Below are 25,134 nucleotides of genomic sequence, written 5' to 3'. Positions count from 1 at the left end.
GCCCGCGGCACGCTCTCAAAAACCATCACATCACAGGAGACTATCATGACGGATAAAACCGCCATCGAACAGGTTATGACCGCGTTCGAAGAATTCAAGGCAACCAACGACGCCGCTCTGGCGGAAATCAAGGCAAAGGGTGTCGCCGACCCGGTCCTTACCGAAAAGCTCGGCAAGGTCGAAGCAACGCTCGCCAAGTTCGAAGACGCCAACCAGAAGGCAACAGCCGCTCTGCTCGAGGCCAAGAAGGCCGCCGAAGACGAGAAGAAGCATATCGACGAACTTGAAGAGAAGCTGAATCGCCTCTCTCTCGCCGGCGCCGGTTCGGCAGACAAGAGCGCAGAGCGCAAGGCTCGCCACGACATGTGGGCACGCTCGGTTGTCTTCGCCCATACGCAGGGCCTCGCAAACCTGTCCTCGGACCAGCAGAAGCTGTTCAAGGACGTCGAGGCTGAGTACAAAGCTATGTCGGTCGGCAACGACACGACTGGCGGCTATCTCGCCCCGATGGAATACGTCCGTGAAATCATCAAGGGCGTTACCGAGATCAGCCCGGTTCGTACGCTTGTGCGTGTTCGCCAGACGGCTTCCAAGGCCATCCAGATTCCGAAGCGCACCGGCCAGTTCGCAGCCCAGTGGGTTGCCGAGCAGGGCACTCGCTCCGAGACCGACGGCCTGCGTTACGGCATGTGGGAAATCCCGACCCACGAGATGTACGCTCTGATCGACATCTCCGAGCAGAACCTTGAAGATTCTGCATTCAACATGGAATCGGAGATTTCTTCCGAGGCAACCGAGCAGTTTGCTCTCGCCGAAGGTACGGCAGTTGTCGCAGGCAACGGCGTCGGTAAGCCGGAAGGCTGGATGAGCGCTGCCGGCGTTGGCGAGAACAACTCTGGCTCGGCAACCACGATCGCCGACTCAGACGGTCAGGCAAACGGCCTCCTGTCGCTCAAGTATGCGCTGAAGACCGCCTACGCTCGCAATGCCACATGGACGCTTAACCGCACTACGCTCGGCTCCGTTCGCAAGCTGAAGGATGCAGAAAAGAACTACATCTGGATGCCTGGCCTCGGCGGCCAGCCGAACACGATCGACGGCGACCCCTACGTCGAAGTTCCGGACATGCCGTCGGAAGGTGCTGGCACTTTCCCGATCGCTTACGGCGACTTCGCGAAGGCCTACACCCTCGTCGACCGCATTCAGATGTCCATGCTTCGCGACCCGTACACTCAGGCGACTGCCGGCAACATCCGCTTCATCTTCCGCCGCCGCCTTGGCGGTCAGGTGGTCCTTGCTGAAGCGTTCCGCAAGCTGAAGTGCTCGGCCTAAGCCATTAGCTGGCGCCCTTAACGGGGCGCCATTTCCAACGAATAAGGAGATAGCCTGATGGCATCGAAGGACACGTACAATAATATTCATCCGGTGATCGCGATTGCGCCGATCACTCTTACCGACGGCACGGCGCTGGTTTCCGGCGCTATCGACACTGCCGGCTATGAAAGCGTCACGTTCGTCATCCAGACTGGCGTACTCGCCGACGCGGACGCAACCTGGGCTGTCGTTGTCAAGGACGGCGACACGTCCACGCAGGGTGCCCACGCTGCGGTTGACGACAAGTTCCTGCTCGGCACTGAAGCCGCTGCTGGCTTTGCTTTCGGCGACGACGGCGAAGCCCGCAAGATCGGCTACGTCGGTGGCAAGCGTTACGTCTCGATCGAAATCGACGACGTGACCGCAAACACTGGCTCAGCTCCGATTGCTGTTGTGGCTATCCTCAGCCACGCACGCTCTGCGCCGACGCCGACCCTGTCGTAATGCTCTATCGGGTTGTGAGGCGGTTTTCCTATTCGGAAGATGGCCTCACGCTCATTGACCTGAATGCGGGCGATGAGCGTTCAGAGTGGGGCGGTATGCAGGATGGCCTCGCGGCCGAAGGCTACATTGAGGCGGTTGGCGATAAGCCCGTTGTCGCAGTCGTTGAGGTTGCTGCTGTCATCGAGCCTGCTGCTGAGTTTTTGGCGCCGCAGCCGACCGATCCAAAGCCCGAACCGCGCCGCCGTAGAGGCAAATAACAGGCAGGATACGACAAGATGGGATTGCGCCTTGTGACGGCGGTCTCGCCGATTGTTAGCACGGCTGACGCGAAGGCGCACCTGCGCGTGTTTCACAATGATGACGACGCCTATATCGACGGACTTATAGCGGCCGCTGGTGACTGGCTTTTCGGCGAAAATAGCTGGATTGGTCGGTCTGCGCCCGCATCCGAGTGGGAATATACGCTTTGTGACTTTCCAGACGGAAAATTGGACATTCCGAAGCCTCCGCTGGTTACGGTCGATGGCGTCTTTTACACCCCGTCTGACGGCGGTGCAGAGCAGGAAATAACCGATTTTCGCACCATCGGCGAGGGCGGAAACGGCTACATCCTTCCAGCCAAGGATACTGACTGGCCAGAGACTGATGGCGAGTCGGAGTCGGTTCGTATCGAGTTTACGGCTGGCTACACAGTCTTGCCTGCATCCATAAAACACGCCGCGCTGCTGACTATCGGCCATTGGTACGAAAACAGAGAAGCGGCAACCGAAGTAAAGTTGAGCGATCTGCCGATGGCAGTTGATGCGCTCCTTATGCCGTATCGCAATTGGTCGTAATGCCGTCTGGACTTTAATCGTTCCGGCAACTTATATGTAATCGTCTGGCTAGGGTAGCTCCCGAAAAGTGTGTGTCCACGCACCTGCCAGACGCCAACATGTGGACGCAGGATTGGACACCTTGCATGGAAATATACGACAGGCGCACCGCGCCTAAGCGGGCTGATACTTGGTTTGTTTACGGCCTAGTTGACGACCGAATATCCGAAGAAATTCGCTACATCGGCATCACGAACAATCCTCGTGCTCGTCTTTCGCTTCATTTGAGCCAAGCTCAAAAGGAGGGATGGAAGAAGTCTCGGTGGATCGAATCAGTGATTGCCGCAGGTGCCAACATTTTGATGTGCGTCATGGAGACCGGACTAACGCAAGAAGCGGCCATGAAAATGGAGATCGCGCTTATTGCGGAGTATCGTGGCAATGGCGTGACACTAATGAACCTCACTGACGGCGGTGACGGCGTTAAGGGTCAGGTGCAGAGTGCGGAAACGCGCTCTAAAAAGAGCGCCGCCCTTAAGGGCAAGTCAAAATCGCTAGAGACAGTAGCGAGAATGGTCGAGACTAAGCGCGGCAGGAAAGTGCCCGATGAGCAGCGCGCAAAGATGAGCGCGTCGCATCTCAAGCGGTACGAGGACGATCCAACTCAAAGGGAAAGGCAGCGCGCAAACACTTTGTTGCGTTACGCTGATCCGAGTGAGCGACTGCGCGCATCTGAATTGACGAAGGCGCGATTCTCGACAGAAGAGGCGCGCGCAGCGCATGCCGCAAAAATGCGCGAGACTTACGCGAATGACACGTCAATCATAGAGCGAAGGTCTATGTCTGTAGTAGCAAAAGGCCCGCAGTCAAATAACAAAACGGGATTTAAGGGCGTATTCTTCGACAACTCTCGCGGTAGTTTTGCATCTCGCATTCGCGTTGGAGGCAAAAACAAGCACGTGGGATACTTCCAAACAGCAGAAGAGGCGGCGCGAGCATACGACGCTGCGATTGTGGTGCATGTAGGCATCGGGGCATATGTCAATTTTCCAAAGATTGATCCTGTAGCCGCATAACGAAGGAACAAAACATTGGCAGATTTGACTATCACGAGTTCAGCCGTCATCGCTGGCTCAGGCGCACCTACAGAGCGCGGCATTGCTGGCGCAGCGATCGCCGCTGGCCAGGTCGTTTACCTCGATACGGCAACGACTGGCAAATGGCAGCTTGCCGACAGCGACGCGGCCACTGCGGCAGCGCGTGGGCAGGGCAGCAACGTCGACATTGCGCTTAATAGCGCAGCAGCAAACCAGCCTGTCGTAGTGCAGACAAGCGGCCAGATCACACTCGGCGCAGTCCTAACAGCAGGTACGGCGTACTACCTGTCTGACACGCCAGGAGCGCTGTGCCCGGTTGCGGACATTTCTGGCGGCGACTACTTCACACTGCTTGGCCTTGCATCTTCGACGTCTGTCCTGAATCTCGACATTCAGTACTCTGGCGTAGCGAGCTCGTAATGAGTGATGGAGGCGCCGGTGCATTGCGCGAGCGCGTCTCTTTCGCCAAGCGCAACGAACAAGATGACGGGTACGGCAATGTCGTATCCGAGTGGATTGAGCAGTTTTCCGACGCTGCATCGTACAAGCATCTGCGGGGCGGCGAGACAGTAATTGCGGCACGCCTAGAAAACCGACATCCGCAGGTTATCCGCGTTCGCGCCCACGCAAAGACGCGCGCTGTGACTGCCGATTGGAAGGTGACCGACAAGCGAAGCGGCGTCGAGTACGCCATTCGCGATGTCACGGCGACCGTCGACAACAAGTGGATTGACTTCCTCTGTGAGCGAGGCGTCGCTGTGTAGTATGGAGGTGCGCGGGTGGTCCAAGGTATAGGCGCGCTCAACAAGGCCGTTTCCGCCATTCCAAAGCGCATCGAATTGGCCGCAAGGGCGGCCATGGAGAAGAGCGCAGACGAACTTGTCGCCATGATGAAGCGGCTTGTTCCCTTTGATGATGGCGATCTGCGCGATTCAATTGGCTGGACGTGGGGCAACGCCCCCGCTGGCGCTAAGGTTCTCACGCAGACCGATCCAGACGAGCGCGGGCTAAAGATTACGGTCTATGCGGGTAGCCAGAAAGCCTACTACGCGGCCTTCGTCGAGTTTGGTACTGCTCCGCATAACGTTGCGACAGGCGGCGGCAATAAGAGCTTCAGTGGCGTTGCGAATGCGCATCCTGGCAGCAGGGCGCAGCCGTTTTTCTTCCCATCCTATCGATCTCTGAAGAAGCGAATTCAATCTCGGATCCGTCGCGAGATGAAAAAGGCCATCAAGTTCGTTGGGCCGGTTACGCAGGCCGAGGCCGACTAAGGAGCGCTGATGAGCCCATCGATTGAACTGCAAAAGCTCCTGTATGACACGCTGAAGGCCAACCTTGGCATTATGGCAATCGCCGCAGGCGTTTACGATCGAGTGCCTGCCTCGCCGTACGGGACGAAGAACGCATACATCAGCTTCGGCCCATCAGACGTTGTCGACGACAGCGCGGATTGCTCCGTAAGCGGCACGCACACGTTTCAGATTGACGTCTGGAGCAAGGCCGTTGGCCAAGTCGAGGCAAAAACTCTTGTGGATCTGATCTACAGAGCGCTGCACGAGCAGGAATTGACACTGACTGAAAATGCGCTCGCTGAGATCCGCGTCGACTTTCGCCGCGTCTTTACCGATTCCGACGGCCTGACAACGCACGGCGTCGTGAGCGTAACGGCTAGCGTAGAAGAGCCAGAGTAATGGCCACTGGAGGCGGTATGGCCTGGATGATTGTTAGCCAAGAGGTGAACTGGTCGCGCCCTAAAAGCAAATTCAGCTTCAACGCCAAGCCGAAGCCAGAGCCGCAAAGCTTCCCGCATGATTTCGTCGACTACGCCGTTTCAATTGGGCGAGCGACGAAAGCAACGCCGCCAAAGCGGCGAATATCCGAAAAATAGGGCGTGTAGCCCACCACCCTACCAAGCCGCCAGTGAGCGGCTTTTTTGTTGGAGAATTTTATGACAAGGGCTACTACTGCCAACTTCCATCAACTTGTCCTCGAGGTCGAAACGACTGCGGGCAGCGGTGTTTATTCCCGCCTCTGCGGCCTGACTTCCCGCGGTATCAATCGCCAGAGCAACATGTCGACGTCTGAAGTTCCGGATTGCGACGACGAGTCCCTGCCGGCCGCCGTTGAGCGCGCCGTTCAGTCTCAGGAAGTCACTATTTCCGGATCCGGCGTATGGGCATCTCAGAGCCACGAGACCATGCTCGATTGGTGGTATTCCGGCGCAACCAAGAGCGTTCGCGTCCAGCACGTAAATGCCGCCGTCGGCGATACCGAGTACGAAACCGGCAATGCCTACCTCGTCTCCATCAACAACCAGGCGGAACGCGGCACAAAGGTGACTGCCGAAATCGAAGTGCAGTTCGACGGCATCCCGACGCGCACCAATAAGGCCGCTTAATGCGCGGCGCCGAGGAGATAGTCTGGCCAGGCGGGGAGCACGCTTTCCGTCTGGGCATCGGCGAACTGCGCGCCATAGAGCAGCGCAGCGACGCCGGCTGCGCCGTCGTGATGATGCGTCTGCTTTCTTCCCAGTGGAAGATCGACGACGTCGTCGGCCCGATCAGGCTGGGCTTGGTCGGTGGGGGGGTGTCCGAGCGCGATGCGCAGAAGGCGGTTGAGGCTGCCCTCGATGTGGCCAGCCCATATGCGCTCGCCGTAACTTCGGCAGAGATAATCCGGCGTTTCATCATGTGGGAGACAGCAGACCAGCCGGGGGAGCCGGAGGCGGGGATAGCGGCGGAAAGCAACTAGACCCGCTGCCCAATGGGGCGACTCGGTGGTCGACATATTACGCGGCCGGTGCGGTCATGGGATTCCCACCACGCGATATCGACGACATGACCCTCTGGGAGTTTGCCGTGTGCTACGACGGATATCGTAAGGCGCACGCAAGCGAAGAAGAGGCTCCGCCAGCAATGAATGACGACGTGGCCGCTGATCTTGGGATTGAAGGCTTCTAGTTGTTGCCGAGCGCGCGAAGTGTCTGCTTGTTTCGCTCTAGAAGCGCGCTTGTTTTCGCTCCGCTTGAATACTTTGCGTCGTACTCTTGCGACGCAAAGTAGCCAACGCCGGCAATCACTGCGATGCAAGCCGCGGCCAGTAATGCTTTGAGCCAGTTATCCATGGTTCCCCTCTTTTTTGAGCGCACTATCGCAGATTGTGTAGCTTTTGTCCATAAAGGTGAATAATGGCCGCTGACGATACTGCTCGCCTGCTTGTCTCGATTGAGGCCACGCAGAAGCGCTTTGAGAAGCAACTTGCTTCGATCGCCAAGGCGGCTGGACAGACTGCCAAAGGAATCGAGGATAACTTCAAAGGTGCCAACGATAACGTTGGCAAGAGTTTTGAGGGCGCTGGGAGGAAAGTCGAGCGATCGTTAGGGGCGCAGCGCGCCGCAGTATCGAACCTTTCGTTTCAGTTGAACGACATTGCGATGGGCCTTGCATCTGGCACGTCCCCGTTCACGATTATGGTGCAGCAGGGTAGTCAGGTTGCGCAAGCGCTGCAAGGCAGTGGCGGCATCCTCGGTGCCGTAAAGACCCTTGGCGGTGCATTCGCCACGATGGTCAATCCAGTTTCGCTTGCTTCGTTCGCGATTATCGGCCTTAGCGGCGCCCTCGTTCAGTATCTTACGACGCTTAATTCCGGCGTTCCTGACAGCGAGAAGCTGCTGAAAGCCCATGGCGATGTCATCAAGTCGTTTGATGAGGCATGGGGCATCGCCGAGCAGGGCGTAAAGAAGTATTCGGATGCCGTTAAGCAGATTGAACTGCAAAAGCTCAAGGATGAGTTCGGCAGCCTTCAGACTGCTATAGAATCCACAGGTGACGGCCTCTCAAGGGAGATCATCACCGGTCTGCGAGGCCTGACCAATACGGGCGGAACGCAAGCGCTGGCGGATTTCACAGACGCACTCCAGCTTCTGAATAAGGATATCCCTGATTTTCGTGGCTTGGCGCTAGCGCTGGCCGAGATCGAAAATCAGAAGGGCGCTCCCGAAAATATTCGAGAACTGGCGAAACAGATACGAATCACCGCGCAGGAATCCATCCCGCTTCAGGATGCCATAGAGCAAACTCAGAAAAAGCTGGATACGCTTTACCTCAGTGGCGAGCAGGCGAAGAAAATGTTTGCCTCGCTTACGGCTTCCGCGCTGGGGTTGGGAGCGAGCGGCGGCGGTGCGATAAGCACTGTTGCCGACAAGATAAAGACCGAACTTATACCTGCCATGGGGCAGGCGCTTTCACAGGTCGGCGAATACGCCAAGAACCTGAACGGCCTGCAGGCACAAATAAACAAATCGCCATTGGGACAATTGACACCTCTGTATTCTGGCGGCGGAAAATTCCTGAACTGGGACGAAAACAACACCTTTAAGGCAAACGAAAGCAACCTGCAGGCTGCCGGCGAGAGTGCTGCCGCGCAGATGATTAGAGGCTTTGAAGGGTTCATTTCCACCGCCAAGTGGGATGTGAACGCATTTAGAACAGGTTTCGGTAGTGATACCGCAACGCGTGCGAATGGCCAGATTGAAAAGGTTACGAAGGATACCGTCGTTACCCTTGAGGACGCGCAACGTGACCTTTCAAGGCGTATTATCGAATTCCAGTCCGGCATCCAAAAAGCTATTGGAATTGATACGTGGAAGTCTCTTAATGAGGCGCAGCAAGCCGCTCTGACGAGCATCGCATACAACTACGGCAGCCTGCCGGATTCCATCGTCAAGGCCATTCAAGAAGGCGGCGGCGCTGAGAAAGTTGCCAATGCAATTGCTGCGCTGTCATCCAATCCGTCGCGGCGCAAGGAGGAGGCACAAGCCTTCCTTTCCGGAACCGGTATTTCGTCAGGCGAGTCCACAAAAAAGACGCCGGCAGACCTTTTCAAAGGCGATGTTCAGCAGGTCCAAGCGCGCATTGACGCGCTGAATGCCGAATACGCGGCTCAAGAAAAGCTAAACCCGCTAGTCACCGACTACGGATACGCTGTTGAAAACGCTAGGATTGAGCAGCAGCTTCTATCTGAAGCGCAGCGCGCTGGATTGGAGATCACGCCGGGATTGCGCGAGCAGATCGCGGGTCTTGCTGAAAACTACGCTAGAGCATCGACGGCCAGCGAGCAGTTGAAGGTTTCGCAGCAGCGAGTCGCTGATGCAGCCAAACAATTCTCCGGTCTTGGCAAAGAGGTGGTCGGCGGATTTATCAGCGATCTGCGCAGTGGTGCATCAGCCGCAGAGGCCTTGAGCAATGCTCTCAATAAAGTGCTCGACAAGATAATCGATATCGGACTCGAGAGCTTGTTTTCGGGCGGTCTCTTTGGTGGCGGCGGTGGCGGCGGTCTCCTCGGCGGTATGATTATTCCTGGCATTCTGCACAAAGGTGGCGTCGCCGGATCTGATGGCTACGGCCACGGACGATCGGTGTCGCCTTCTGCGTTCGCTGGCGCCAAGCGGTATCACAAAGGCGGCGTCGCTGGCCTTCAGCCTGGCGAAGTTCCAGCCATCCTGCAGCGCGGCGAGGTCGTTCTGCCCCGCGGCACGAAGACAGGTGGCGGCAACAACGTCCACGTCACCGTCGGCGTCTCGGCAGACAACAACGGCAACCTTATGCCTTTTGTGGAATCCGTTAGTCAAAAGACGGTTGCGTCGGCCAGTCCGAAGATTGTGGCCGCCGCGAACCAAAACGTTGTCCCGACGATGGCGAAATATCAGGCCAACAAAGCCGGCGGAGAGTGGAGATGATGGAGGCAAAAAGATAATGGCTAACATCATCGAGTGGCCCATCTGCGTTCTCCGCCCGCAAACGGTGTCTGCCAATCTGGTTGCTTACACGCGGTCGGGCGGCAGGACGCTTGGCGGAGTCGAGCCAGCGGTTCGTACGGACCTTGGTTTTTGGGCGATCGATTACCAAAACGTCGTCATGCGCAATAAGAAGCGCGAAGCATGGCAGACTTGGCAGGCTATCCGGCAGAAGCTTGGCGGCAAGTCAGGCCTGATTGCCGTTCGCGTTCGCTCCAGTCTGTCGGCGCCGTACGTCTCTGGTGAATTCGAGCCGGTTGTCGACACGGAGCACGGCGACGACACGCCGTTTGACGATGACACGCCTTATATGCAGGGCGCCATCTCGGTTGTTACCGATGGCGTGACCGCAGTTGGGGCAACGTCAATCAGGCTGCGCATTATCAACGCCGATGCCAATCTTGTCGGCGTGCGATTCTCATACGACCATGCGCTCTATGAGACTGGGCCAGTGACGGAAATCGACGGCGATATTTGGACGGTTCCGATTTCGCCATCTGTGCGCGCACTAATTCCTGCCGGCTCGGATCTCGAGTTCGACCAGCCGACGTGCCTTTGCCACTTGGTCGAGGATCGCGGCATGGACGTCGACCAGAACGCCATTTCAAAACAGGCGGCTCCATCCGTGAGCTTCGTTGAGGCGGTCGACTACTGGTCGGGCTTGGCCGCTTAGCTGGCGGCAATTCCAAAAAATTGAAGTTAGGGCGACATGGCTATCAAGTCACTGCGCATCCTTTGCGATGCCGTTTTGCCGGAAGACACCATTCGACTCTGGGATGGGTCTGGCGGCACGTTCGTGGATGGCGACGGCAACTTCTACCGGCCGGCGCAGTTCACAGAGGACGCGCTGCAGTCGCTCGAGGCGGCAATCAACGGCGAGGCTTATACGCTGGCGCTTTCTTTGATTGATGTGAGCGGATCTGCTGCGGACGAAATCTGGAACTACGATGAAGAGAATTCCATTCAGGGCTCTCCGTTCATAGTCAAACTTCAGATTTTGGATGAAGAAGAGCAGCCAGACGGCGACCCTATCATCGTTTTTACCGGCGAAATCGACAACCTCGACGTTTCCGATGAGGCTGGCGCAGGCGGCATACGATCGACGGTCAATATAGAGATAACGAACCTCTTCACGCTGCGTACGGTAACGAACGGAGCCGTGCTATCTGACGTCGACCAACGCGCACGCTCGGCAATTCTTAATCCATCGGCAGCAGATGACGAGTTTTGCAAGCGCGTGCCGCTGATGCGAGACCAGACGGTAAAGTGGCCGAGTTGGTGACGGTCGACGATAAGCTGGCCGCCTTCATTGCCGACAACGACGCCCGCCCTTGGCGACCCGGCAAGGTCGATTGCTGCATTGTTCTGGCAGATTGGGCGATGTGGCTCGGCCACGACGATCCGGCCACCCATCTGCGAGGCACCTACGACAGCGACGAGGGCTTTCGATCCATCATAGCGGCCCACCAAGGCGCGGTTTCGACTGTCCAGCGCTGCGTTACCAAGATTGGCGGCTGCCTCGTGCGGCACCCGCAGCGTGGCGACATCGGCGTCATCGGAAGCCCATCCAATATCCATCGGCAGTTCGGAGCGATCCACGATGGAAAATCGTGGCTTGTTCGTATGCACGGCGGATTCGGCCAGATGACGGCCAGAACCTTAGCGGCGTGGAGGATAGTATGCCACAGTTGATCGCCGGACCTATTTTTTCTTTCCTCATTTCCTCCACGGCGATAGCGACAACCTTAGCAGGTCCACTTGCTACGGCGCTTGGATATGCGATTTTTGCCGGAGGAGCTTTTCTCGCGAGCACTCTTCTTGCTCCAGACAAACCATCAGTCCCAAAGCCGGACGACGGCAGCTACAATCTAAAGCAGAGCGTTCCGTCGCTTGCCTACGTTCTTGGCACGACCAAGAAGGGCGGAGACTACGTTTTCCTAGAGGAGAAGGCCGGCAAGGCTCACCACATCATTGTCTGGGCAGGTCATCGTATTTCGGGATTCGTGCAGCACTACTTGCATGATGACAAGGTCACGCTCGACGGCAATGGGTATGTAAACAGCATTGGCGGGAAGTACGGCGACGACTCCGTTGCAATTCTGACTCGCTTAGGACTGAACGCAGAAACGGCTTATCCGGAGGTTGTTTCAAAATTTCCTACGATCTGGAACAACAACTGCCGAGGTGACGGTCTTGCCTCGGTGTGGATGTGGTGCAACACAGTTAGCTCCGAGGATTTTCTAGACGTTTTCCCGAACCAGATGCCAGAGCATTCGGCAGTTGGCAATGGCGCGCTTCTTTATGACCCGCGTAAGGACAGCACACAAGGCGGCTCAGGCTCGCATCGGTATAACAACCCATCGACGTGGGAATTCTCGAAGAACATCGCCCTTATGCGCCTTTGGCACCTTTGCCACCCAGTCGGCGGCAAGATGGCCTATGAGAATATGTATCTGCCGGATTGGATCAATGCGGCTGCCGTTTGCGATCAGAATGTCACCAACCGCACAGGCGGCACTGAGAAGCGCTATAACGGCGGCTTCTGGTTCCGCGCCAGCAATGATCCGATCGAAGTCGGCCGCGTCATGGATGAGGCGGCCGAGATGGTCGTCTATGAGCGAGCAGACGGCAAGATTGGCGTTCACGCCGGCGAGTATGTTGCGCCCGATATCACGCTCGATGCCAAGAGCATCTACAGCATCCGCGTCGACAAGAATAAGCGTCGCTCGGCGACGGTTCTTGGTGTCCGCGGGCGGTACGTAAACACGGCAAAAGACTACATCACGGAAGACGCAGCCATTTATGGCGATCCTTACGGCGATATCGACGATAGCACCGAGCGCACGAAGACATTCGAGAACGCGCTAATCCAGAGCCACAACCACTGCCAGCGTAAACAGAAGCTTGTTTATATACGAGCCAACGCCCGCAAGGTTTCCATCGTGGCCGATTACACTGCAGACGACGCTCGCAACGTTCCGTACCGCCGCTTTGTGACGGTTCACTATCCTTCTCGTGGACTCGTGAATGCCGTTGTCGAAATCACCTCAAGCGTAAGCATCGATCTGCGCAACATGCGCGTTTCGTTCTCTGGTATTTTTGTGGATTCGGACCTGTATGCCTTCAATGCAGCGACAGAGGAGGGTGTGCCTGGCGAGTCTGTCGATCCGTTGCCCGATGAAGGAGTCCCCGATCCGGTTGACTTCTCGGCGACTGTTCAAACGGACGTAGTTTCAGGTGGCGCAACGGCCGCCTTTATTCTGGGAACATGGGACTTTGTGGACTCCACGTTGACATATGAGTTGGAATTTGACCGCACTAGCGGCTCGACAGGCGTTCAATCGGCATTTTCAAATGCCGGCGATACGCAGGTTCGGACCCCATATCTCGCCGACGGTGAAGAATACAAGGTTCGCCTGCGCGCGTATGGGGGCGGATCAAAGTCGGAATGGACGGACTATATCTACCTTACAGTTACGGCTGATTCTGTCGCTCCGGTTGCTCTCTCGTCATTCATAAACACCGATGCGGCCCCGCACCTCGGTAAAGCAGCGTTTGGCATAACAACGGCGAACGATAGCCATCTCAGGACGGTAAGGATTTACCGAAAGGCATCTGGCGTCCCTCTGGATATAGATACGGATGTGGCTATTGCTACGCTTAGCGTTTCGCCGCTTACCATCTACTCCTACACGGACGGCGATGCAACGCGCGTCAACCTCCTGAGCAATCCCGGCTTCGATACCGATACCGTTTGGACAAAGGAAACGGATTGGACGATCTCAGGCGGGAAGGCCAACAAGGCGGCCGGCGCGGCGGCACGCATCATTTCTCAGTCGATAACATCCATCCCAAATGGATCTGTCGCACGCGTGGCGTTCACGGTTTCGGGAGCAAGCGCAGGTTCTTACAGCGCTCGGTTCGACGACGTAGGCGTGTCCAATCAAACGGGACCAAACCAGACCGCAAATGCTCAATATCGCGATCGGATCACGATGACAGCAAACCGAAATCTGTTCGCAATTCGCGGGACAGCGGCGTTCAACGGTTCTGCCGATGATGCGGCCGTCTTTGAGGAAACCTTCTCCTGCGCTCCACAGGGGGCATGGGACTACTACGCGGTTCCATTCAACGGATCCGGTGTGGACGGCCCGGTGAGTGGCCCAGTGCCGGTGACGGTTATCTGACGCGAAAATTAATGCAATAAGGCACAGGAATTACGAAAAATGGTTAAGACCGCCAACGAGATCTTCCGCGACTATGAGACGGATGGCGTCCCGTCATCAGGGCCACACAAGCCTATAAAGGCGGATATTCGCGAATATCTTACTGCTGGCACTAACAAATACGATGAAACTGCAGGAAACCTTGCGTCCAACACCCAAACCTTCGCTGTCGACAACGGACAGCCGCTCAATGTCCATAACACCGCGTTTGGCGATAAGGCGCTGGAAAGCCTTACCAACGGTGCGGAGAATACTGCTGTTGGTCAAAACTCGCTAAGCTCTCTGACGGCTCCATCCGGCATTCACAATGCCAATGGCAATACGGCGGTGGGCACGAACGCTCTGTCGGATGTGACGATAACGGATTTCAATACCGGTGTCGGCTCCAATGCCGGACGTTCAATTACTGTCGGTGGCGGCAATACTGCACTCGGCCACGGCGCAATGGGCGCCGACGACTTTACGCCGGCCGCTTGCACCGGTTTCTACAACACCATGCTTGGTGGCTGGTCGGGCCAGGAACTGACGACTGGCGGCGGAAATACCGGCGTCGGTATGAATACGTGCATGAATATCACCACTGGTGAGAGTAATGTCGCAGTTGGCCTTGGAGCATTGGCAGGAACCGCAGGTGATACGGCTACGGCGGTCGGGAACGACGCATCCAACAACGTGGCTGTCGGCTATAACGCCCTGCAAGAAAATACGGCAGATGGAAATGTGGCTGTCGGATTCCGCGCACTGAAGCGAAACACCACGGGCATTCAATCCGTGGCGGTTGGCTACGAGGCGTTGAGCTTCGCGATCGGCGACAACGGAAATACTGCCGTTGGTTATGCTGCGCTATCTCTAAATAATGGTGGCGCGACGAATACCGCAGTGGGTCGCTTCGCGTCGAACCAGAATACGACAGGAGACAATAACGTCGCTGTCGGTGACAACGCTCTTAACGGCAATCAGGTCGGTTCCGACAACACTGCGGTCGGTGCAGGGGCGCTATTTGTCGCCACGGATGTATCGAATACCGGCGTTGGTAGGAGTGCTGGGGGCGCGGTAACAACCGGCAACCGAAATACCTTAATCGGCGCTCTCGCCGGCAATGCCATCACAACCGGCTCTCAGAACACGTGTGTAGGCGCAGAAACGGCAGCGTCGATCAATTTCAGCAATACAACGTGTCTGGGTTATCAGGCGACTGTTACCGGAAGCAACCAGGTGCAGCTCGGGAACAGCGCAACCACGACCTACGTTTACGGCACGGTGCAGAATCGATCTGATGAGCGAGATAAGGCGGATATCCGCGATACCGAGCTTGGCCTTGATTTCATCCTGAAGCTGCGTCCTGTCGATTACCGATGGGATCTGCGCGAGGACTATGCTGACGGTCAGAAGGACGGATCGCGCAAGCGTAAGCGCTTCCACCACGGTTTCATTGCGCAGGAAGTTGCCGTTATTGGATCTGACTTTGGCGGCTTTCAGGATCATTCAATCAATGGCGGAGATGACGTCATGTCTCTCGGTTATGACGAGTTCTTTGCGCCCGTCGTCAAGGGCATGCAGGAGATTGTCTCTCGCCTCGAAAAACTGGAGAAAGCAGCATGATGGATAAGGCAGAAGCCGCAAAGGTTCAGGCGGCATTTAATGAACTCCGTGCCCAGCGAGACACGGCGCTCGACCGGTGCGCAAATCTGGCCCAGGAAATCGCTGTCCGCGATCACCGAATTGCAGAGCTTGAAGTTCTCATGACGGATAGGTCGAAGATAAACGCTGATGTTGCGCTCCCGGCAGGAGGGCAAGTTTAGGCCCTCAATGCAGCAAATGATGCGGTCGGAATACCATCCATTTCACCAATGAACTCAGTCGCGTGTATTTTGAAGCCGTTCGCCTCAAGGACGAAATATATATCATCCAACTTCAACCAAGTGGTGGTATCGGCCGGGGCGCCTTCCCAATAAAGCGGGATATTGTCCTCATAGCCTTCAATGTCATAGGTCCTGGCGTGAAGGGTGATGTCCCGGCCTTGATGGGTAACTGTGCGATCTAATTGCGGGACAAATCTGGGACCGCCACGTGCCGCGAGAGCTCGCATCATGTCGGCATCGAAATAGTGGGTCCAGATGAAAATGGCATCGGACGCGTGGCAGGCTGCTTCCAGGAAGCGAACCGGGTTTTCCATATGGTAGAGAACGCCAGACGCCCAAACGATGTCATACTTGCGCTTCGGTTCCTCCAACTCAAGTTGGACATTCCCCAGCTTCAGTTGCGCCTTTAAGCCGAACAACTCCTTTAAGCACAGGCACTTGAGAAAATTAATCGTGTTCCCTTCAACGGAAACAATTTCAGAGGCGCCGAGCTTATCAAGCCAATAGGTCTGGTAACTAACCTTCGAACGGTCCGAGCTCCAATACGGACTTTCCGGCAACTCCGCCGGGGATCATCTCGTTGAACCACCTTGGCCGAAAATCTTGTTCGAACATGGGAGTATTGCCCGATGCCAAATCTCTTGGAAGTTGGGACTTCCAGCTGCCCTTAAAAATATCCACAATCGTTTGATCGCTCGGTTGGCGCGTCTCGTAGCGCGCCGGGATGCTGTCACTCATAATATCTTCCCCCTAGTTGTGGATCTTATTGCCATACAGCCGAGACCATTGGCAAGGTGCCACGCCTGACCGCATTTTCGATCATATCGAAATCAAAGTCGACAGATCGCCTCTGACTAGCCGCGCCGGTAATCCTCCAAGGAAACACCCATGAAACTCGTCGCTGACCGGCGCCGGGTGCTTCGCTGCGCCTTCGGGTAGATAAATAAGGACAACCAGATGACCCCCACAACTACGCTGCCCGCGGAGTGGCTTCCGCGCGTCAAGATGGATCGCGTGATTTGCCATTGGACGGCCGGCGGTCACAAGGCAACCGACTTCGACAAGGAGCATTACCATATCCTGATTGAAGCTGACGGCAATGTCGTCCGCGGGCGACCATCCATTGCATTGAACGAATCCCCGGCAAAGAAGGGCTATGCCGCTCATACCCTGAACTGCAATTCCGGCTCGATCGGCGTCTCGCTGTGCTGCATGGCCCTTGCGACCGAAGCCCCGTTCAATGCCGGCAAGTCGCCGATGACGAAAGTGCAGTGGGAAAAATTGGCTGAAGTGGTTGCCGATCTGTGTCGCGCTTATGGCATCCCGGTTACGCCGCGCACCGTGCTTAGCCACGCCGAAGTGCAGGCCAATCTCGGCATCAAACAGCGCGGCAAGTGGGACTTCACAAGGCTGGCGTTCGCGCCGGAGGTGAAAGGCGCAAAGGCTTGCGGCGACTTGCTGCGGACTGCAGTGGCGGGCCGGCTATGACTGGGCCAGTTGGGAAGACCAGCAGCCGACGCTTCTCTAAGTGGCTTGTCGGCTTCAACGTCGCGCTGGCATGGGGAGCTATCTATCTCGCCATCGTTTATCTGCAGGCTGCCTACGTGGCGGCCAGCGGCTTCGCCTTCGTACTCGGCGTTGCTGGTGCGTACATGGGGGTAGGGCACCTTGATCTGCGCGCTTACGTCAAGTCGTTTACGGCGGCTAGCAGTGCGGCGGCGAACAGCGCGGGGGGCACCTACTACCCCATCGAGCCAGGCACGAAGCCCGCGACTCCGGAGGATCAACTGACATGACCTTTATCACAAAGGCACTCGGCCTCGACAGTCTGGCCGCCTATCTGTTCGTCGCCGCTCTCGTCCTTGCCGCAGCAACGGGCGCGTACTGGTATGTCGACCACAAGGGCTACGTTCGCGCCGAGGCTTACTACAAAGGCCAAATCGCCGAACTAAAAGCCGCCGCGGCCGACGCGCGCAACAAGGAAGTCGAGCGCCAGGACGCGGCAAACAACGCCGCCAAGGCACGCGAGGCTGCCCGAATTTCCGAGATGCAGGCCGCTAACCAATCCCTACAAGAACGAATTGAGGAGCTCCAGCGTGAAGCTGATCAAGATCCTGATGCTGGCAAGCCTGTGCTTGGTGCTCCCAGCGTGCGCCGTATCAACAAGATACGATAAACTAGTCGTCGTCCCTCCGCCGCCCGTATTGCGCAAGCCGGATAGCGTGCTGCTCGAGCGGTGCGTTGGTCCGGTCGATCTCGGCGGTAAGCCGCTGGCGCAAGCGCAGCTTGAGAAGCTGTGGATCAAGGATCGCGAGCGGCTGCTGTCCTGCGCTCGACGCCACTTGGCACTCCGCGACTATTATGCCGATCGCGACGCTGGCCTGACGGGCGGCAAGGCGGTGAGCAAATGACGCCTGAAGAAATAATGAAGGCTGTGCTCTTCTTCCTTACGGTCGCCGGCGCTGGATGGGGCATCTGGTGGCGAATCGACGGCCGCGTCAAGGAGAGCGAAAGAGCCAACGATAATCGCATAAAGGCGGTGGAGGACAAGGCCGGGAAGGTCTGGGATGATCTGACTGAGTTTAAACTGCGCGCTGCTGAAACCTACGCCACAAAAGCAGGGATGGAAGCTCAGACGGCACAAATCATGAAAGCAATTGATGGCGTCGGTGAGCGCATCGAAGGGGTTAACCGACGGCTAGACAGAGTCATCGAGCAGCGAAATTCTGGACTTTAATCATCTAGGTCACTTATTTGGAATTGCTTGGCTAGGGTAGCTCCCGAAGAGCGTGCATCCACACGCCTGCCAAGCGCCTACATTGGATAGCGAGAGGGATACTTGCGATGAATGATTTCAGACGTGGCGCGATCATCGCCGCCAACGATAACAGCGAGTTCAGGTTTTACATTTACTGCTGGTACTATCCGGACGGCAGACCCTTCTACGTCGGCAAGGGGAACGGTCGGCGCGATACGCAACCGAAGAATAACAAAATCTTCAGAAACATTGTCGCCAAGATTCGCCGCGAAGGAGGCGAGCCTCGCGTTATACGGTGGCAAGACGGATTGAAGGAGAACGACGCGTTCCGCTTGGAAAAAGCGTACATCAAGCTGCTAGGACGTCGCGATAACGGTACTGGCATTCTTGCCAATATGACAGATGGCGGTGATGGAGTTAGCGGCCTTGTTTTCAGCGACGAGTTTCGGTCGAAGTTGTCTTCGGCGTTGACAGAATACTGCAGCAATCCTTCCGTTCGGGAAAAGAAGTCCGCTGATAACAAAAAGCGGTACATGAGTCCCGATGAGCGCGAGCGGACATCACTTGCCAGTCGGCTTGCGCCGCCTAGATCAAATAGCAGTACGGGCCTAAAGGGAGTCTCTTTTTTCGCGTCGACAGGTACGTGGCGCGCATCCATAAATGTGGAGGGCCAACAGAGACACATTGGCTTATTCGATTCACCAGAATTTGCCGCCCGAGCATACGACCATGCGGCGGTTACTGTCTGGGGTAGGGGTAACTGCTACCTTAACTTTCCCCGCGACAACATCGGAGCTGAGGACGGCGGCAAGGTTCTTTCTGCGCTAGATGCGACGGTTCCCTATCGTCAACGACAATCAGTCGCCAAGCGTATCGCGCCTCCGCATGCTGACGGCACGTCCGGATTCAAAGGGGTAACCGATCGACACGGCAAATGGTGCGCCCGTATCAGGATCGGCGGCAAATTATACCACGCAGGAACCTTTGCGACGCCAGAGGACGCGGCACGCGCTTATGACGCAGCGGCAATCGAGGCCTGGGGCGTCGGGAAGTGTTATTTGAACTACCCTGCTACCACCACCCGAACCACCCGCGCATAACCACCACCACACACTGGAGACTACCATGGCAACCGAACTTCTACCTACGGGCAGCACTGCCGCCAATTCTTCCGATCTCGTCGTTGCCGCTGGCACTCCGGTAACGGTCGGCATGAAGGGCGCGACCTCAGCTCTGGCGCGCGTTCGCATTCTTCTGAAAGATGACGCTGGCGGCTACACCGACGTCAGCGAACTGACGCCGTTCCGTCCAGCGCTCTGCATAACCGCTCCAGGCACTTACCGCTTCACGCGCGTAGCGGGCGCAACCTGCGGGGTGTTCAGTGCTTAGTCCGCTATTTTCTCCGCTGTTTGCGCCGTTGATGACGGCAGTCTCCCTAGCCAAGGGTGGTGGTGGGTCTCCTCCTTCGGCCTTGCTCATTGAGCCGCCTGTCACGACGGCGCTTGCCAGTAAGGCCTTGATGGCGTTCTCGCCTTATCGGGTGATCGAGGGCGCGAGCGCCACCGGCTTTCGCGTCAAGCGCCTGTCGGACAACGCGACCTCTGACTTCGGCTTTGTCTCTGACGGTTCGCCAGATATGGCGGCCATCCTCACATGGGCGGCGGGGGCTGATGTTGACCTCGTCGGCTTCCTCGATCAGAAAGGCAGCGGCAAGCTGCTTGCAGCGATCGGCACGGTTGCCGTCATTCGCTCCGGTGTTGCCAAGCGCTTCGCCACGGCATGGTCCGATACGACCGGCCAGCTTACCCGCCTGACAAGTGAAGGTGGCATCGGTGTCGATCTTGGCGATGACGTCGGCGCTCTACAGCTTCAATCGACTGGCTTGCTTGCCAGCACTGGCCTTGAGTTCTTCCTTCTGTGCTCGTCAAACGAGCGCAAGCGACCGACGAATGCGACGGACCCGCTCGCCATTGCGAACAACATCACTGAATACATTTTCAGTTACGGTGATAATTCCAATATTCGCATGTACCACCAGTGCACAGGCGGAAACCACCTTGATTTCGTCCGTGTGCTGACATCTGGCACCGATACGGACGCCGGAAGCACTGGCGGGACGATCTTCCGCAAGGCGCTGGCGCAGGAGATATTCGGCTACAAGCTGACGTCGTCAGAACTGACGTTCTATAATAACGGTCGCGCGCAGGTGACCGTCCCTGTCGTCACCGCCAATAATTCCGCAAACATCGCAGCCGGATCGCTGGACAACCGCGATATCGTCATTGGCAATACCTTCGCTTCGTCTACGCCGCACGCCCTGCGCACCTCGCTTCGCGCCAATAATCTGTTCTGCGCCCTGATCGTCATGGACGGCACGGTCACTGACGAAGAGCGCTTCATGGTCAATGCGAAGCTGAACGCTATCGGCCAGTGCCATCGCATCCTTCTCGAAGACGATCTGATGAGCCTGTTTGGCGAAGTCATCGTCATGAAGGACGTCAACCCGGCAACCGGCCTGGTAGCGGGCCGCAAGGGGCAGGTATCGCTTCAGTTCGAAACCGCTGCTAACGAGCAGGGCACACCAAACTTCAATTTCGCGACACAGAAGCTTGGCGTTCCAGGCATCTATGCGCCGGACGATCTGAACCTTGCCAACGCCTACGAGGCGACGAACAACTATTTCGCCTTGGAAACCACGTGTTCTGTCATGGCCTTGGCTGTGATGGACGCGACCGGCAACGGGGCGTCCTACGCCAATAGTGTCTATTCCGCCTTCCGCGTCAGTGACGGTAGCAGGTTCTCGAATGCCAACGAGAAGATGAACGTCGGCCTCGGGTGGGATCATAACGCCCCCGTATTCCGAACCGGCGTCAGCCTGACCCGCGACCCTGCGGAACTGATCGGCACCCGCAAGAAGGCCGACAAGACGAACTTTGGCCCGTCGCCTTATGACGGCACCAACCAGGACCAAGGCAAGTACAACGACAAGACGTCGCCCACTAAGTTTGTCGATGGCGAGACGATATCGAGCTACGTGTTTACCCGCTCGACGTGGGAAAACACCGATGGCGGTGCGCCTTATCAGTTGGATGCGCCGGTCTATTATCCGACGCCGGAAAACGTCGGCTTCAGCTACAAGAGCGGCGTTCCCATCATGATGATTGGCACGGTCGATGCTGGCGACTATTCGCGCAACGCCACGCTGGCAGAATGGGAAGCCGAGCGCCTAAACGCCGAGACATGGCTTTATCTTTCCGTTGGCAACCAGCCGATCGGCCATAAGGACAGCGGCATCGCTCACAAGACGAAGTCGCCAATCCCGCACATGGAAGCTGGCGCCAAGATCAAGTCGAACCATCAGCAGTTCGCCTTCAAGGGCCTTTACGGGATGTTCGGTTTTTCGCCATCCGGCACGGTCTGGACGGCCGAGGAAGCCGAGCAGATACAAGTCAACGCCTACAAGCTGCTCGCCGCCTAACACCCCACCGCCCCATCATCATCTGGTGGGGCGCTTCTTCGGCCCCGCATCATCAGGCACCGGAGGGACAGGATAGCGCGGCAGCAGATCGTCGATCATAATCGATATGCCGGCCTCATCTAGAGCCAGAATAAAGGCGTCGCGAGCATCTTCCGCAGGCTTGGTGCCGGCGAAGCATTCGATACAGATCAACTGCGCATAGCGGTGAGCCTTGCGGTTATAGTGCTCCTCCGGCCACCGGTTAAGAAGGCTTTCGGCGATATCGATCAAGCTGCTGTGGGTCCGGTATTTGGAAATACCGAGAACCGCAGCCCTGACTTTTCGTATTGGTCTATCTTCGGGCATTCCGTGTCCGCGTCTTGTCCTTGGCGCGTCCTTAGCCGCGCGCATGTTCCAAAACGAATCACTTGTGAATGCCCTTAAGCAATGTCAAGCCCCGCTTGCCCTAATCGGCAGGCGGGGCTTTTTCTGTTTGTGGTATTCCATTCCTGTAATGTTGACAAATTTGTAAGTTTACAGCACTGTACGTCATGCTAGCGACCAACTAGCCAGCCGCGCGGCCACCAGCCGCCCCTCGCATTCACCACAGCAGAGGAGACAAGATGGATAGATTTTACAGATATGTGGCGGCCATTGTGCTAGCCCTTGGCGCCGTTCTCATAGGCGGCATTTACACGCTTGCTGGCGAACCTCAGCCGATCGTCACGACGACAATTATTCGCGCTCCCGCCACTACCTCCGAAGATTCGGTCGTATTGATCAACGTTGGCGAGGGTCACGGCTCAGGCGTCCATCTCGGCGACGGCTTTATTATCACGGCGGCGCACGTTGCCGACGGCAGTAAGCCAATCAAGCTGAAGACCAGCGTCGCCAAGGAATACGACGCCAGCTTGCTCTGGGCCAACAAAGCCTATGATATCGCGCTGCTGCGCACAGACGGCAAGATCGACGGCAGGGCGGCGCTTGATTGCCGTGTGGCCAAGGTTGGCGATGAAATCCAAGCCTCCGGCAATCCTCTCTCCTTCGAATTTGTATCATCCTTCGGCCGCGTCGCTGGCAACGTCCGCGAACTTGGGCCTTGGAAGCAAGTCTTTATCACCGACCTGACAACCGTCATGGGTGTCAGCGGCGGCCCGATCTTTGAGCCGGACGGACGCATTATCGGGATAGCGGTCGGCGTCGCGACGGCGCCTCTTTAAGGGCGAATCTGCCGGCAAGTTCACGCCTTCGCTCACCGGCTTCGGCATGGCGGTTCCCTCCAGTGCGGTTTGCATGCTGCTGGCTAAGGGGGTGGCGTGATGGCGGCAGCAATTTATGCAATGGTCGCCGCTGGCTTCTATTCGACGACTGGCAAGTTTTGGGCCTCGTTCGGTTGGCCGACATATCTCGGCGAGCTCCTCGGCAAGGAAATAATGAAGCGGAGGATGCTGTGATGGTCCATAGACTTACCGCCAAGTTCATCGTCGTGAACACATGCTGGATTGCCGTTGCCGTGTGGGCCTGGGTTATGGGCTTTGTACAGGCTGCCATCGAGGCGGACCCTGCGCATGTCGGCATTGTCATTGCCGTTGTGTTCCTGATCGGCCTTTTATCCACCGCCGCAAGGGTGCTTGAGGTGGACGGATCAATTACTGCCGCATCAATAAACCCCTCAGATCGGGCTGGCAAAGCTAAGGCCGTTCGTAAGATGCAAATCAAGAACGAGCACCTAGCAGATGTCGTTGAGGGGCTGGTTATTATCGGCTTAATCGGGAACGCCGTAGGGTTTTTCATGGCCTTTCGCAAGGTCGATTCCGCAGCGCTGGCAACTGCTGACGGAGCCATGGCGAGCGCAGCAAACATGCTCGGCGGCCTCGGTACGGCGTTCGGTTCGACATTGATCGGCTGCGTTCTTGCACTCTGGACGATTCATAACTTTCGTATCCTGACCACGGCAACAGCACTTCACCTTGAGGAGGTGTCTCCGTGAGCCGGCGCGGCAACGCGAGTTCGGTTGGCTTCAGGGATGTCCTTCTTAGCCTCAATGCTATGTTGGCTGCTCTTGTGCTGATTGTCCTGCCGTCCGTAAATCCTGCAGCCAAGGAGGATCCAGCCCAACTGCCTGGCAACCTCGTCGCCTCCGCGGCTTGGCCATCAGGCCCGATCGACGTCGATCTCTGGGTGCAGGCGGGTAACGAGCGCGCGGTCGGATACAGCTACAAGAGCGGCCGCGTCTGGTCGCTACTGCGAGACGATCTCGGCACGACCAACGATGATACGCCGCTGAACTTCGAGTCCGCTTTCACGCGCGGCCTCCCAGACGGAGAGTATGCCGTCAACGTGCGATGCTACGGCTGCGAAGGGCGCGTGCCGGTTCCGGTATCTGTCGAAGTGCGGCTAGCTGAGGGCGGCGTCGTCTGGCGTGGGACTGTGGACCTTCTGAAGGACAAGCAGGAGCGGACAGCGATCCGATTTCGGATGACTGGAGGTCAGGTAGTGCCGGGTTCGGCGAGCCAGGTTTTCAAGCAGTTGAACAGAGGAGAGGGGTGATGGCGACCGTGACTATGACGGTGGAACGCGATTATGCGCCAACTGACGGGGCTGATCTGTCCGAATACTTACGCACTATGGCTTGCGTCCACCCCGAAAAGGGAACACGCCAGATGCCTACTAAAACAGATGATGACGCATTCGAGAGGGCAGCGGACATTATCGTTGAAGCATCGCTCCTTGCTGAGCGGCTCGAAGAGTTTGAGAGCGAGCTGAGTGACGACGAGTGCGGGAGGCAATACTACGGCCATGTTCATCCAGCATTCGCCCGCCTTGTCGCCCTGCTGGAGCCGAAAACATGACCCCCGCCATCACACTCTGGCTGGCCTTCGTGCTGGCCGCCGGCGTCATAGCTTGGTGGGGCAACAAGCGGCAAGCCGTCGCCTTCCTCGTAGTCGCCGCCCTTACCGCGCCAGCCACCCTCCTGCCGCTCGGCCACGCCTATCCGTTCTCTCCACCCAAGGGCCACTACACAGTGCTCGGCGCGCGCATCGACGTCGACGAAGCCATCTGGGTTCTTCTCGACGGTGGAAATGGCCCCCCGCGCTATTACAAACTGCCGTATTCCACTCAGGCGGCTAATAGCCTGCAGAACGCCATGGATACGGCCGAAGCAAACGGGACCGGCGTCGGCATGAACATGGACGGCGAATCTGCCGCTGGCTTTGCCGAAGAGGGCTCGCCGGGTGGTGAAGAGCCGAAGCAGGCTGAGCCGCAAGCGATAATCAATTAGAGGAAAAACGACATGAGCAAAGAC

At 57.2% G+C, this 25,134-nt stretch carries 35 protein-coding genes; 31 read left to right on the top strand and 4 right to left on the bottom strand.

Annotated elements, in window-relative coordinates; all coding sequences use genetic code 11:
• Positions 1–45: 45 nt before the first annotated feature.
• The 12 genes from ACZ9DP_RS28710 to ACZ9DP_RS28655 all read left to right on the top strand — a co-directional run bounded on the left by ACZ9DP_RS28710 (position 46) and on the right by ACZ9DP_RS28655 (position 6,481).
• Entirely contained in the window at positions 46–1,332 is a 1,287-nt protein-coding gene (locus tag ACZ9DP_RS28710) for a phage major capsid protein (protein ID WP_476204290.1), read from the top strand.
• Positions 1,333–1,389: 57 nt separating this feature from the next.
• The gene (locus ACZ9DP_RS28705; protein WP_476204289.1) at positions 1,390–1,818 is read left to right on the top strand and encodes a hypothetical protein; all 429 of its coding nucleotides are present in this window, start codon (positions 1,390–1,392) and stop codon (positions 1,816–1,818) included.
• Positions 1,818–2,075, top strand: coding sequence for a hypothetical protein (locus tag ACZ9DP_RS28700; RefSeq protein ID WP_476204288.1), 258 nt, complete (start codon positions 1,818–1,820; stop codon positions 2,073–2,075). Before ACZ9DP_RS28705 ends, ACZ9DP_RS28700 begins: the two co-directional genes overlap by 1 nt.
• Positions 2,076–2,093: 18 nt before the next feature.
• On the top strand, positions 2,094–2,654 hold the full coding sequence (locus tag ACZ9DP_RS28695) for a head-tail connector protein (protein ID WP_476204287.1): 561 nt from the start codon (positions 2,094–2,096) through the stop codon (positions 2,652–2,654).
• A 125-nt stretch (positions 2,655–2,779) separates the two neighbouring features.
• Entirely contained in the window at positions 2,780–3,709 is a 930-nt protein-coding gene (locus ACZ9DP_RS28690) for a GIY-YIG nuclease family protein (RefSeq protein ID WP_476204286.1), read from the top strand.
• A gap of 15 nt (positions 3,710–3,724) precedes the next feature.
• Complete coding sequence (locus ACZ9DP_RS28685; RefSeq protein ID WP_476204285.1) at positions 3,725–4,150, top strand: hypothetical protein; 426 nt, start codon at positions 3,725–3,727, stop codon at positions 4,148–4,150.
• Positions 4,150–4,494, top strand: a complete 345-nt coding sequence (locus ACZ9DP_RS28680; RefSeq protein ID WP_476204284.1) for a phage head closure protein — start codon at positions 4,150–4,152, stop codon at positions 4,492–4,494. The genes ACZ9DP_RS28685 and ACZ9DP_RS28680 overlap by 1 nt, the downstream gene beginning before the upstream one ends.
• Positions 4,495–4,509: 15 nt before the next feature.
• Positions 4,510–5,001 (top strand): HK97-gp10 family putative phage morphogenesis protein, encoded by a 492-nt coding sequence (locus tag ACZ9DP_RS28675; RefSeq protein WP_476204283.1) that lies wholly within the window; start codon positions 4,510–4,512, stop codon positions 4,999–5,001.
• A 9-nt stretch (positions 5,002–5,010) separates the two neighbouring features.
• Positions 5,011–5,421 (top strand): DUF3168 domain-containing protein, encoded by a 411-nt coding sequence (locus tag ACZ9DP_RS28670; RefSeq protein WP_476204282.1) that lies wholly within the window; start codon positions 5,011–5,013, stop codon positions 5,419–5,421.
• A gap of 17 nt (positions 5,422–5,438) precedes the next feature.
• Entirely contained in the window at positions 5,439–5,618 is a 180-nt protein-coding gene (locus tag ACZ9DP_RS28665; RefSeq protein WP_476204281.1) for a hypothetical protein, read from the top strand.
• 60 nt (positions 5,619–5,678) lie between these two features.
• Positions 5,679–6,128, top strand: a complete 450-nt coding sequence (locus tag ACZ9DP_RS28660) for a phage tail tube protein (protein WP_183922715.1) — start codon at positions 5,679–5,681, stop codon at positions 6,126–6,128.
• A complete protein-coding gene (locus ACZ9DP_RS28655; protein ID WP_476204280.1) occupies positions 6,128–6,481 on the top strand; it encodes a gene transfer agent family protein in 354 nt (117 codons plus the stop codon). Before ACZ9DP_RS28660 ends, ACZ9DP_RS28655 begins: the two co-directional genes overlap by 1 nt.
• A gap of 205 nt (positions 6,482–6,686) precedes the next feature.
• Here ACZ9DP_RS28655 and ACZ9DP_RS28650 read toward each other — a convergent pair whose 3' ends face one another.
• Positions 6,687–6,854: a hypothetical protein gene (locus ACZ9DP_RS28650; protein ID WP_476204279.1), complete on the bottom strand. Its 168-nt coding sequence runs from the start codon at positions 6,852–6,854 to the stop codon at positions 6,687–6,689.
• A 63-nt stretch (positions 6,855–6,917) separates the two neighbouring features.
• Here ACZ9DP_RS28650 and ACZ9DP_RS28645 point away from each other — a divergent pair, with 63 nt between their 5' ends.
• The 6 genes from ACZ9DP_RS28645 (at position 6,918) to ACZ9DP_RS28620 (ending at position 15,352) form a co-directional block, all read left to right on the top strand.
• On the top strand, positions 6,918–9,467 hold the full coding sequence (locus tag ACZ9DP_RS28645) for a phage tail length tape measure family protein (RefSeq protein ID WP_476204278.1): 2,550 nt from the start codon (positions 6,918–6,920) through the stop codon (positions 9,465–9,467).
• A gap of 16 nt (positions 9,468–9,483) precedes the next feature.
• Positions 9,484–10,197 (top strand): hypothetical protein, encoded by a 714-nt coding sequence (locus tag ACZ9DP_RS28640; RefSeq protein ID WP_476204276.1) that lies wholly within the window; start codon positions 9,484–9,486, stop codon positions 10,195–10,197.
• A 123-nt stretch (positions 10,198–10,320) separates the two neighbouring features.
• Positions 10,321–10,806 carry a hypothetical protein gene (locus ACZ9DP_RS28635; RefSeq protein ID WP_476204275.1) on the top strand — a complete coding sequence of 162 codons (486 nt, stop codon included), beginning with the start codon at positions 10,321–10,323 and terminating at the stop codon, positions 10,804–10,806.
• A complete protein-coding gene (locus ACZ9DP_RS28630; RefSeq protein WP_476204274.1) occupies positions 10,803–11,216 on the top strand; it encodes a DUF6950 family protein in 414 nt (137 codons plus the stop codon). The genes ACZ9DP_RS28635 and ACZ9DP_RS28630 overlap by 4 nt, the downstream gene beginning before the upstream one ends.
• Complete coding sequence (locus tag ACZ9DP_RS28625; protein WP_476204273.1) at positions 11,204–13,711, top strand: phage tail protein; 2,508 nt, start codon at positions 11,204–11,206, stop codon at positions 13,709–13,711. The genes ACZ9DP_RS28630 and ACZ9DP_RS28625 overlap by 13 nt, the downstream gene beginning before the upstream one ends.
• Positions 13,712–13,750: 39 nt before the next feature.
• Positions 13,751–15,352 carry a tail fiber domain-containing protein gene (locus tag ACZ9DP_RS28620; RefSeq protein WP_476204271.1) on the top strand — a complete coding sequence of 534 codons (1,602 nt, stop codon included), beginning with the start codon at positions 13,751–13,753 and terminating at the stop codon, positions 15,350–15,352.
• 196 nt (positions 15,353–15,548) lie between these two features.
• Here the strand turns inward: ACZ9DP_RS28620 and ACZ9DP_RS28615 are convergent, their stop codons facing one another.
• Positions 15,549–16,172 (bottom strand): class I SAM-dependent methyltransferase, encoded by a 624-nt coding sequence (locus ACZ9DP_RS28615; protein ID WP_476204270.1) that lies wholly within the window; start codon positions 16,170–16,172, stop codon positions 15,549–15,551.
• Positions 16,129–16,350, bottom strand: coding sequence for a hypothetical protein (locus tag ACZ9DP_RS28610; RefSeq protein WP_476204269.1), 222 nt, complete (start codon positions 16,348–16,350; stop codon positions 16,129–16,131). The genes ACZ9DP_RS28615 and ACZ9DP_RS28610 overlap by 44 nt, the downstream gene beginning before the upstream one ends.
• Before the next feature lie 219 nt (positions 16,351–16,569).
• Here ACZ9DP_RS28610 and ACZ9DP_RS28605 point away from each other — a divergent pair, with 219 nt between their 5' ends.
• From ACZ9DP_RS28605 to ACZ9DP_RS28570, 8 genes are all read left to right on the top strand, one after another.
• Positions 16,570–17,100: a peptidoglycan recognition protein family protein gene (locus ACZ9DP_RS28605; RefSeq protein ID WP_476204268.1), complete on the top strand. Its 531-nt coding sequence runs from the start codon at positions 16,570–16,572 to the stop codon at positions 17,098–17,100.
• Positions 17,097–17,408 (top strand): hypothetical protein, encoded by a 312-nt coding sequence (locus ACZ9DP_RS28600; protein WP_476204267.1) that lies wholly within the window; start codon positions 17,097–17,099, stop codon positions 17,406–17,408. The genes ACZ9DP_RS28605 and ACZ9DP_RS28600 overlap by 4 nt, the downstream gene beginning before the upstream one ends.
• A complete protein-coding gene (locus ACZ9DP_RS28595) occupies positions 17,405–17,788 on the top strand; it encodes a hypothetical protein (RefSeq protein ID WP_476204266.1) in 384 nt (127 codons plus the stop codon). The genes ACZ9DP_RS28600 and ACZ9DP_RS28595 overlap by 4 nt, the downstream gene beginning before the upstream one ends.
• Positions 17,789–17,816: 28 nt before the next feature.
• The gene (locus ACZ9DP_RS28590; RefSeq protein WP_476204265.1) at positions 17,817–18,023 is read left to right on the top strand and encodes an anaerobic dehydrogenase; all 207 of its coding nucleotides are present in this window, start codon (positions 17,817–17,819) and stop codon (positions 18,021–18,023) included.
• Positions 18,020–18,349, top strand: coding sequence for a hypothetical protein (locus ACZ9DP_RS28585; protein ID WP_476204264.1), 330 nt, complete (start codon positions 18,020–18,022; stop codon positions 18,347–18,349). Before ACZ9DP_RS28590 ends, ACZ9DP_RS28585 begins: the two co-directional genes overlap by 4 nt.
• A gap of 107 nt (positions 18,350–18,456) precedes the next feature.
• Positions 18,457–19,470, top strand: coding sequence for a hypothetical protein (locus tag ACZ9DP_RS28580; protein ID WP_476204263.1), 1,014 nt, complete (start codon positions 18,457–18,459; stop codon positions 19,468–19,470).
• 25 nt (positions 19,471–19,495) lie between these two features.
• A complete protein-coding gene (locus ACZ9DP_RS28575) occupies positions 19,496–19,759 on the top strand; it encodes a hypothetical protein (protein WP_476204262.1) in 264 nt (87 codons plus the stop codon).
• Positions 19,760–19,790: 31 nt separating this feature from the next.
• Complete coding sequence (locus ACZ9DP_RS28570; RefSeq protein ID WP_476204261.1) at positions 19,791–21,848, top strand: hypothetical protein; 2,058 nt, start codon at positions 19,791–19,793, stop codon at positions 21,846–21,848.
• 18 nt (positions 21,849–21,866) lie between these two features.
• On the opposite strand, the gene ACZ9DP_RS28565 is transcribed toward ACZ9DP_RS28570, so the two are convergent.
• On the bottom strand, positions 21,867–22,193 hold the full coding sequence (locus ACZ9DP_RS28565) for a DUF982 domain-containing protein (RefSeq protein WP_476204260.1): 327 nt from the start codon (positions 22,191–22,193) through the stop codon (positions 21,867–21,869).
• Between the two features lie 257 nt (positions 22,194–22,450).
• Here ACZ9DP_RS28565 and ACZ9DP_RS28560 point away from each other — a divergent pair, with 257 nt between their 5' ends.
• The 5 genes from ACZ9DP_RS28560 (at position 22,451) to ACZ9DP_RS28540 (ending at position 25,110) form a co-directional block, all read left to right on the top strand.
• A complete protein-coding gene (locus ACZ9DP_RS28560; RefSeq protein ID WP_476204259.1) occupies positions 22,451–23,047 on the top strand; it encodes a S1 family peptidase in 597 nt (198 codons plus the stop codon).
• Positions 23,048–23,220: 173 nt separating this feature from the next.
• The gene (locus ACZ9DP_RS28555; RefSeq protein WP_476204258.1) at positions 23,221–23,817 is read left to right on the top strand and encodes a hypothetical protein; all 597 of its coding nucleotides are present in this window, start codon (positions 23,221–23,223) and stop codon (positions 23,815–23,817) included.
• Positions 23,814–24,377: a hypothetical protein gene (locus tag ACZ9DP_RS28550; protein ID WP_476204257.1), complete on the top strand. Its 564-nt coding sequence runs from the start codon at positions 23,814–23,816 to the stop codon at positions 24,375–24,377. Before ACZ9DP_RS28555 ends, ACZ9DP_RS28550 begins: the two co-directional genes overlap by 4 nt.
• Positions 24,377–24,679, top strand: coding sequence for a hypothetical protein (locus ACZ9DP_RS28545; RefSeq protein ID WP_476204256.1), 303 nt, complete (start codon positions 24,377–24,379; stop codon positions 24,677–24,679). The genes ACZ9DP_RS28550 and ACZ9DP_RS28545 overlap by 1 nt, the downstream gene beginning before the upstream one ends.
• The gene (locus tag ACZ9DP_RS28540; RefSeq protein ID WP_476204255.1) at positions 24,676–25,110 is read left to right on the top strand and encodes a hypothetical protein; all 435 of its coding nucleotides are present in this window, start codon (positions 24,676–24,678) and stop codon (positions 25,108–25,110) included. Before ACZ9DP_RS28545 ends, ACZ9DP_RS28540 begins: the two co-directional genes overlap by 4 nt.
• Positions 25,111–25,134: the final 24 nt, after the last annotated feature.

Source organism: Rhizobium sp. USDA 4016 (genome assembly GCF_056279705.1).
Note: the sequence above shows the minus strand (reverse complement) of the source record. Positions and strands in the feature narration are given on the sequence as shown.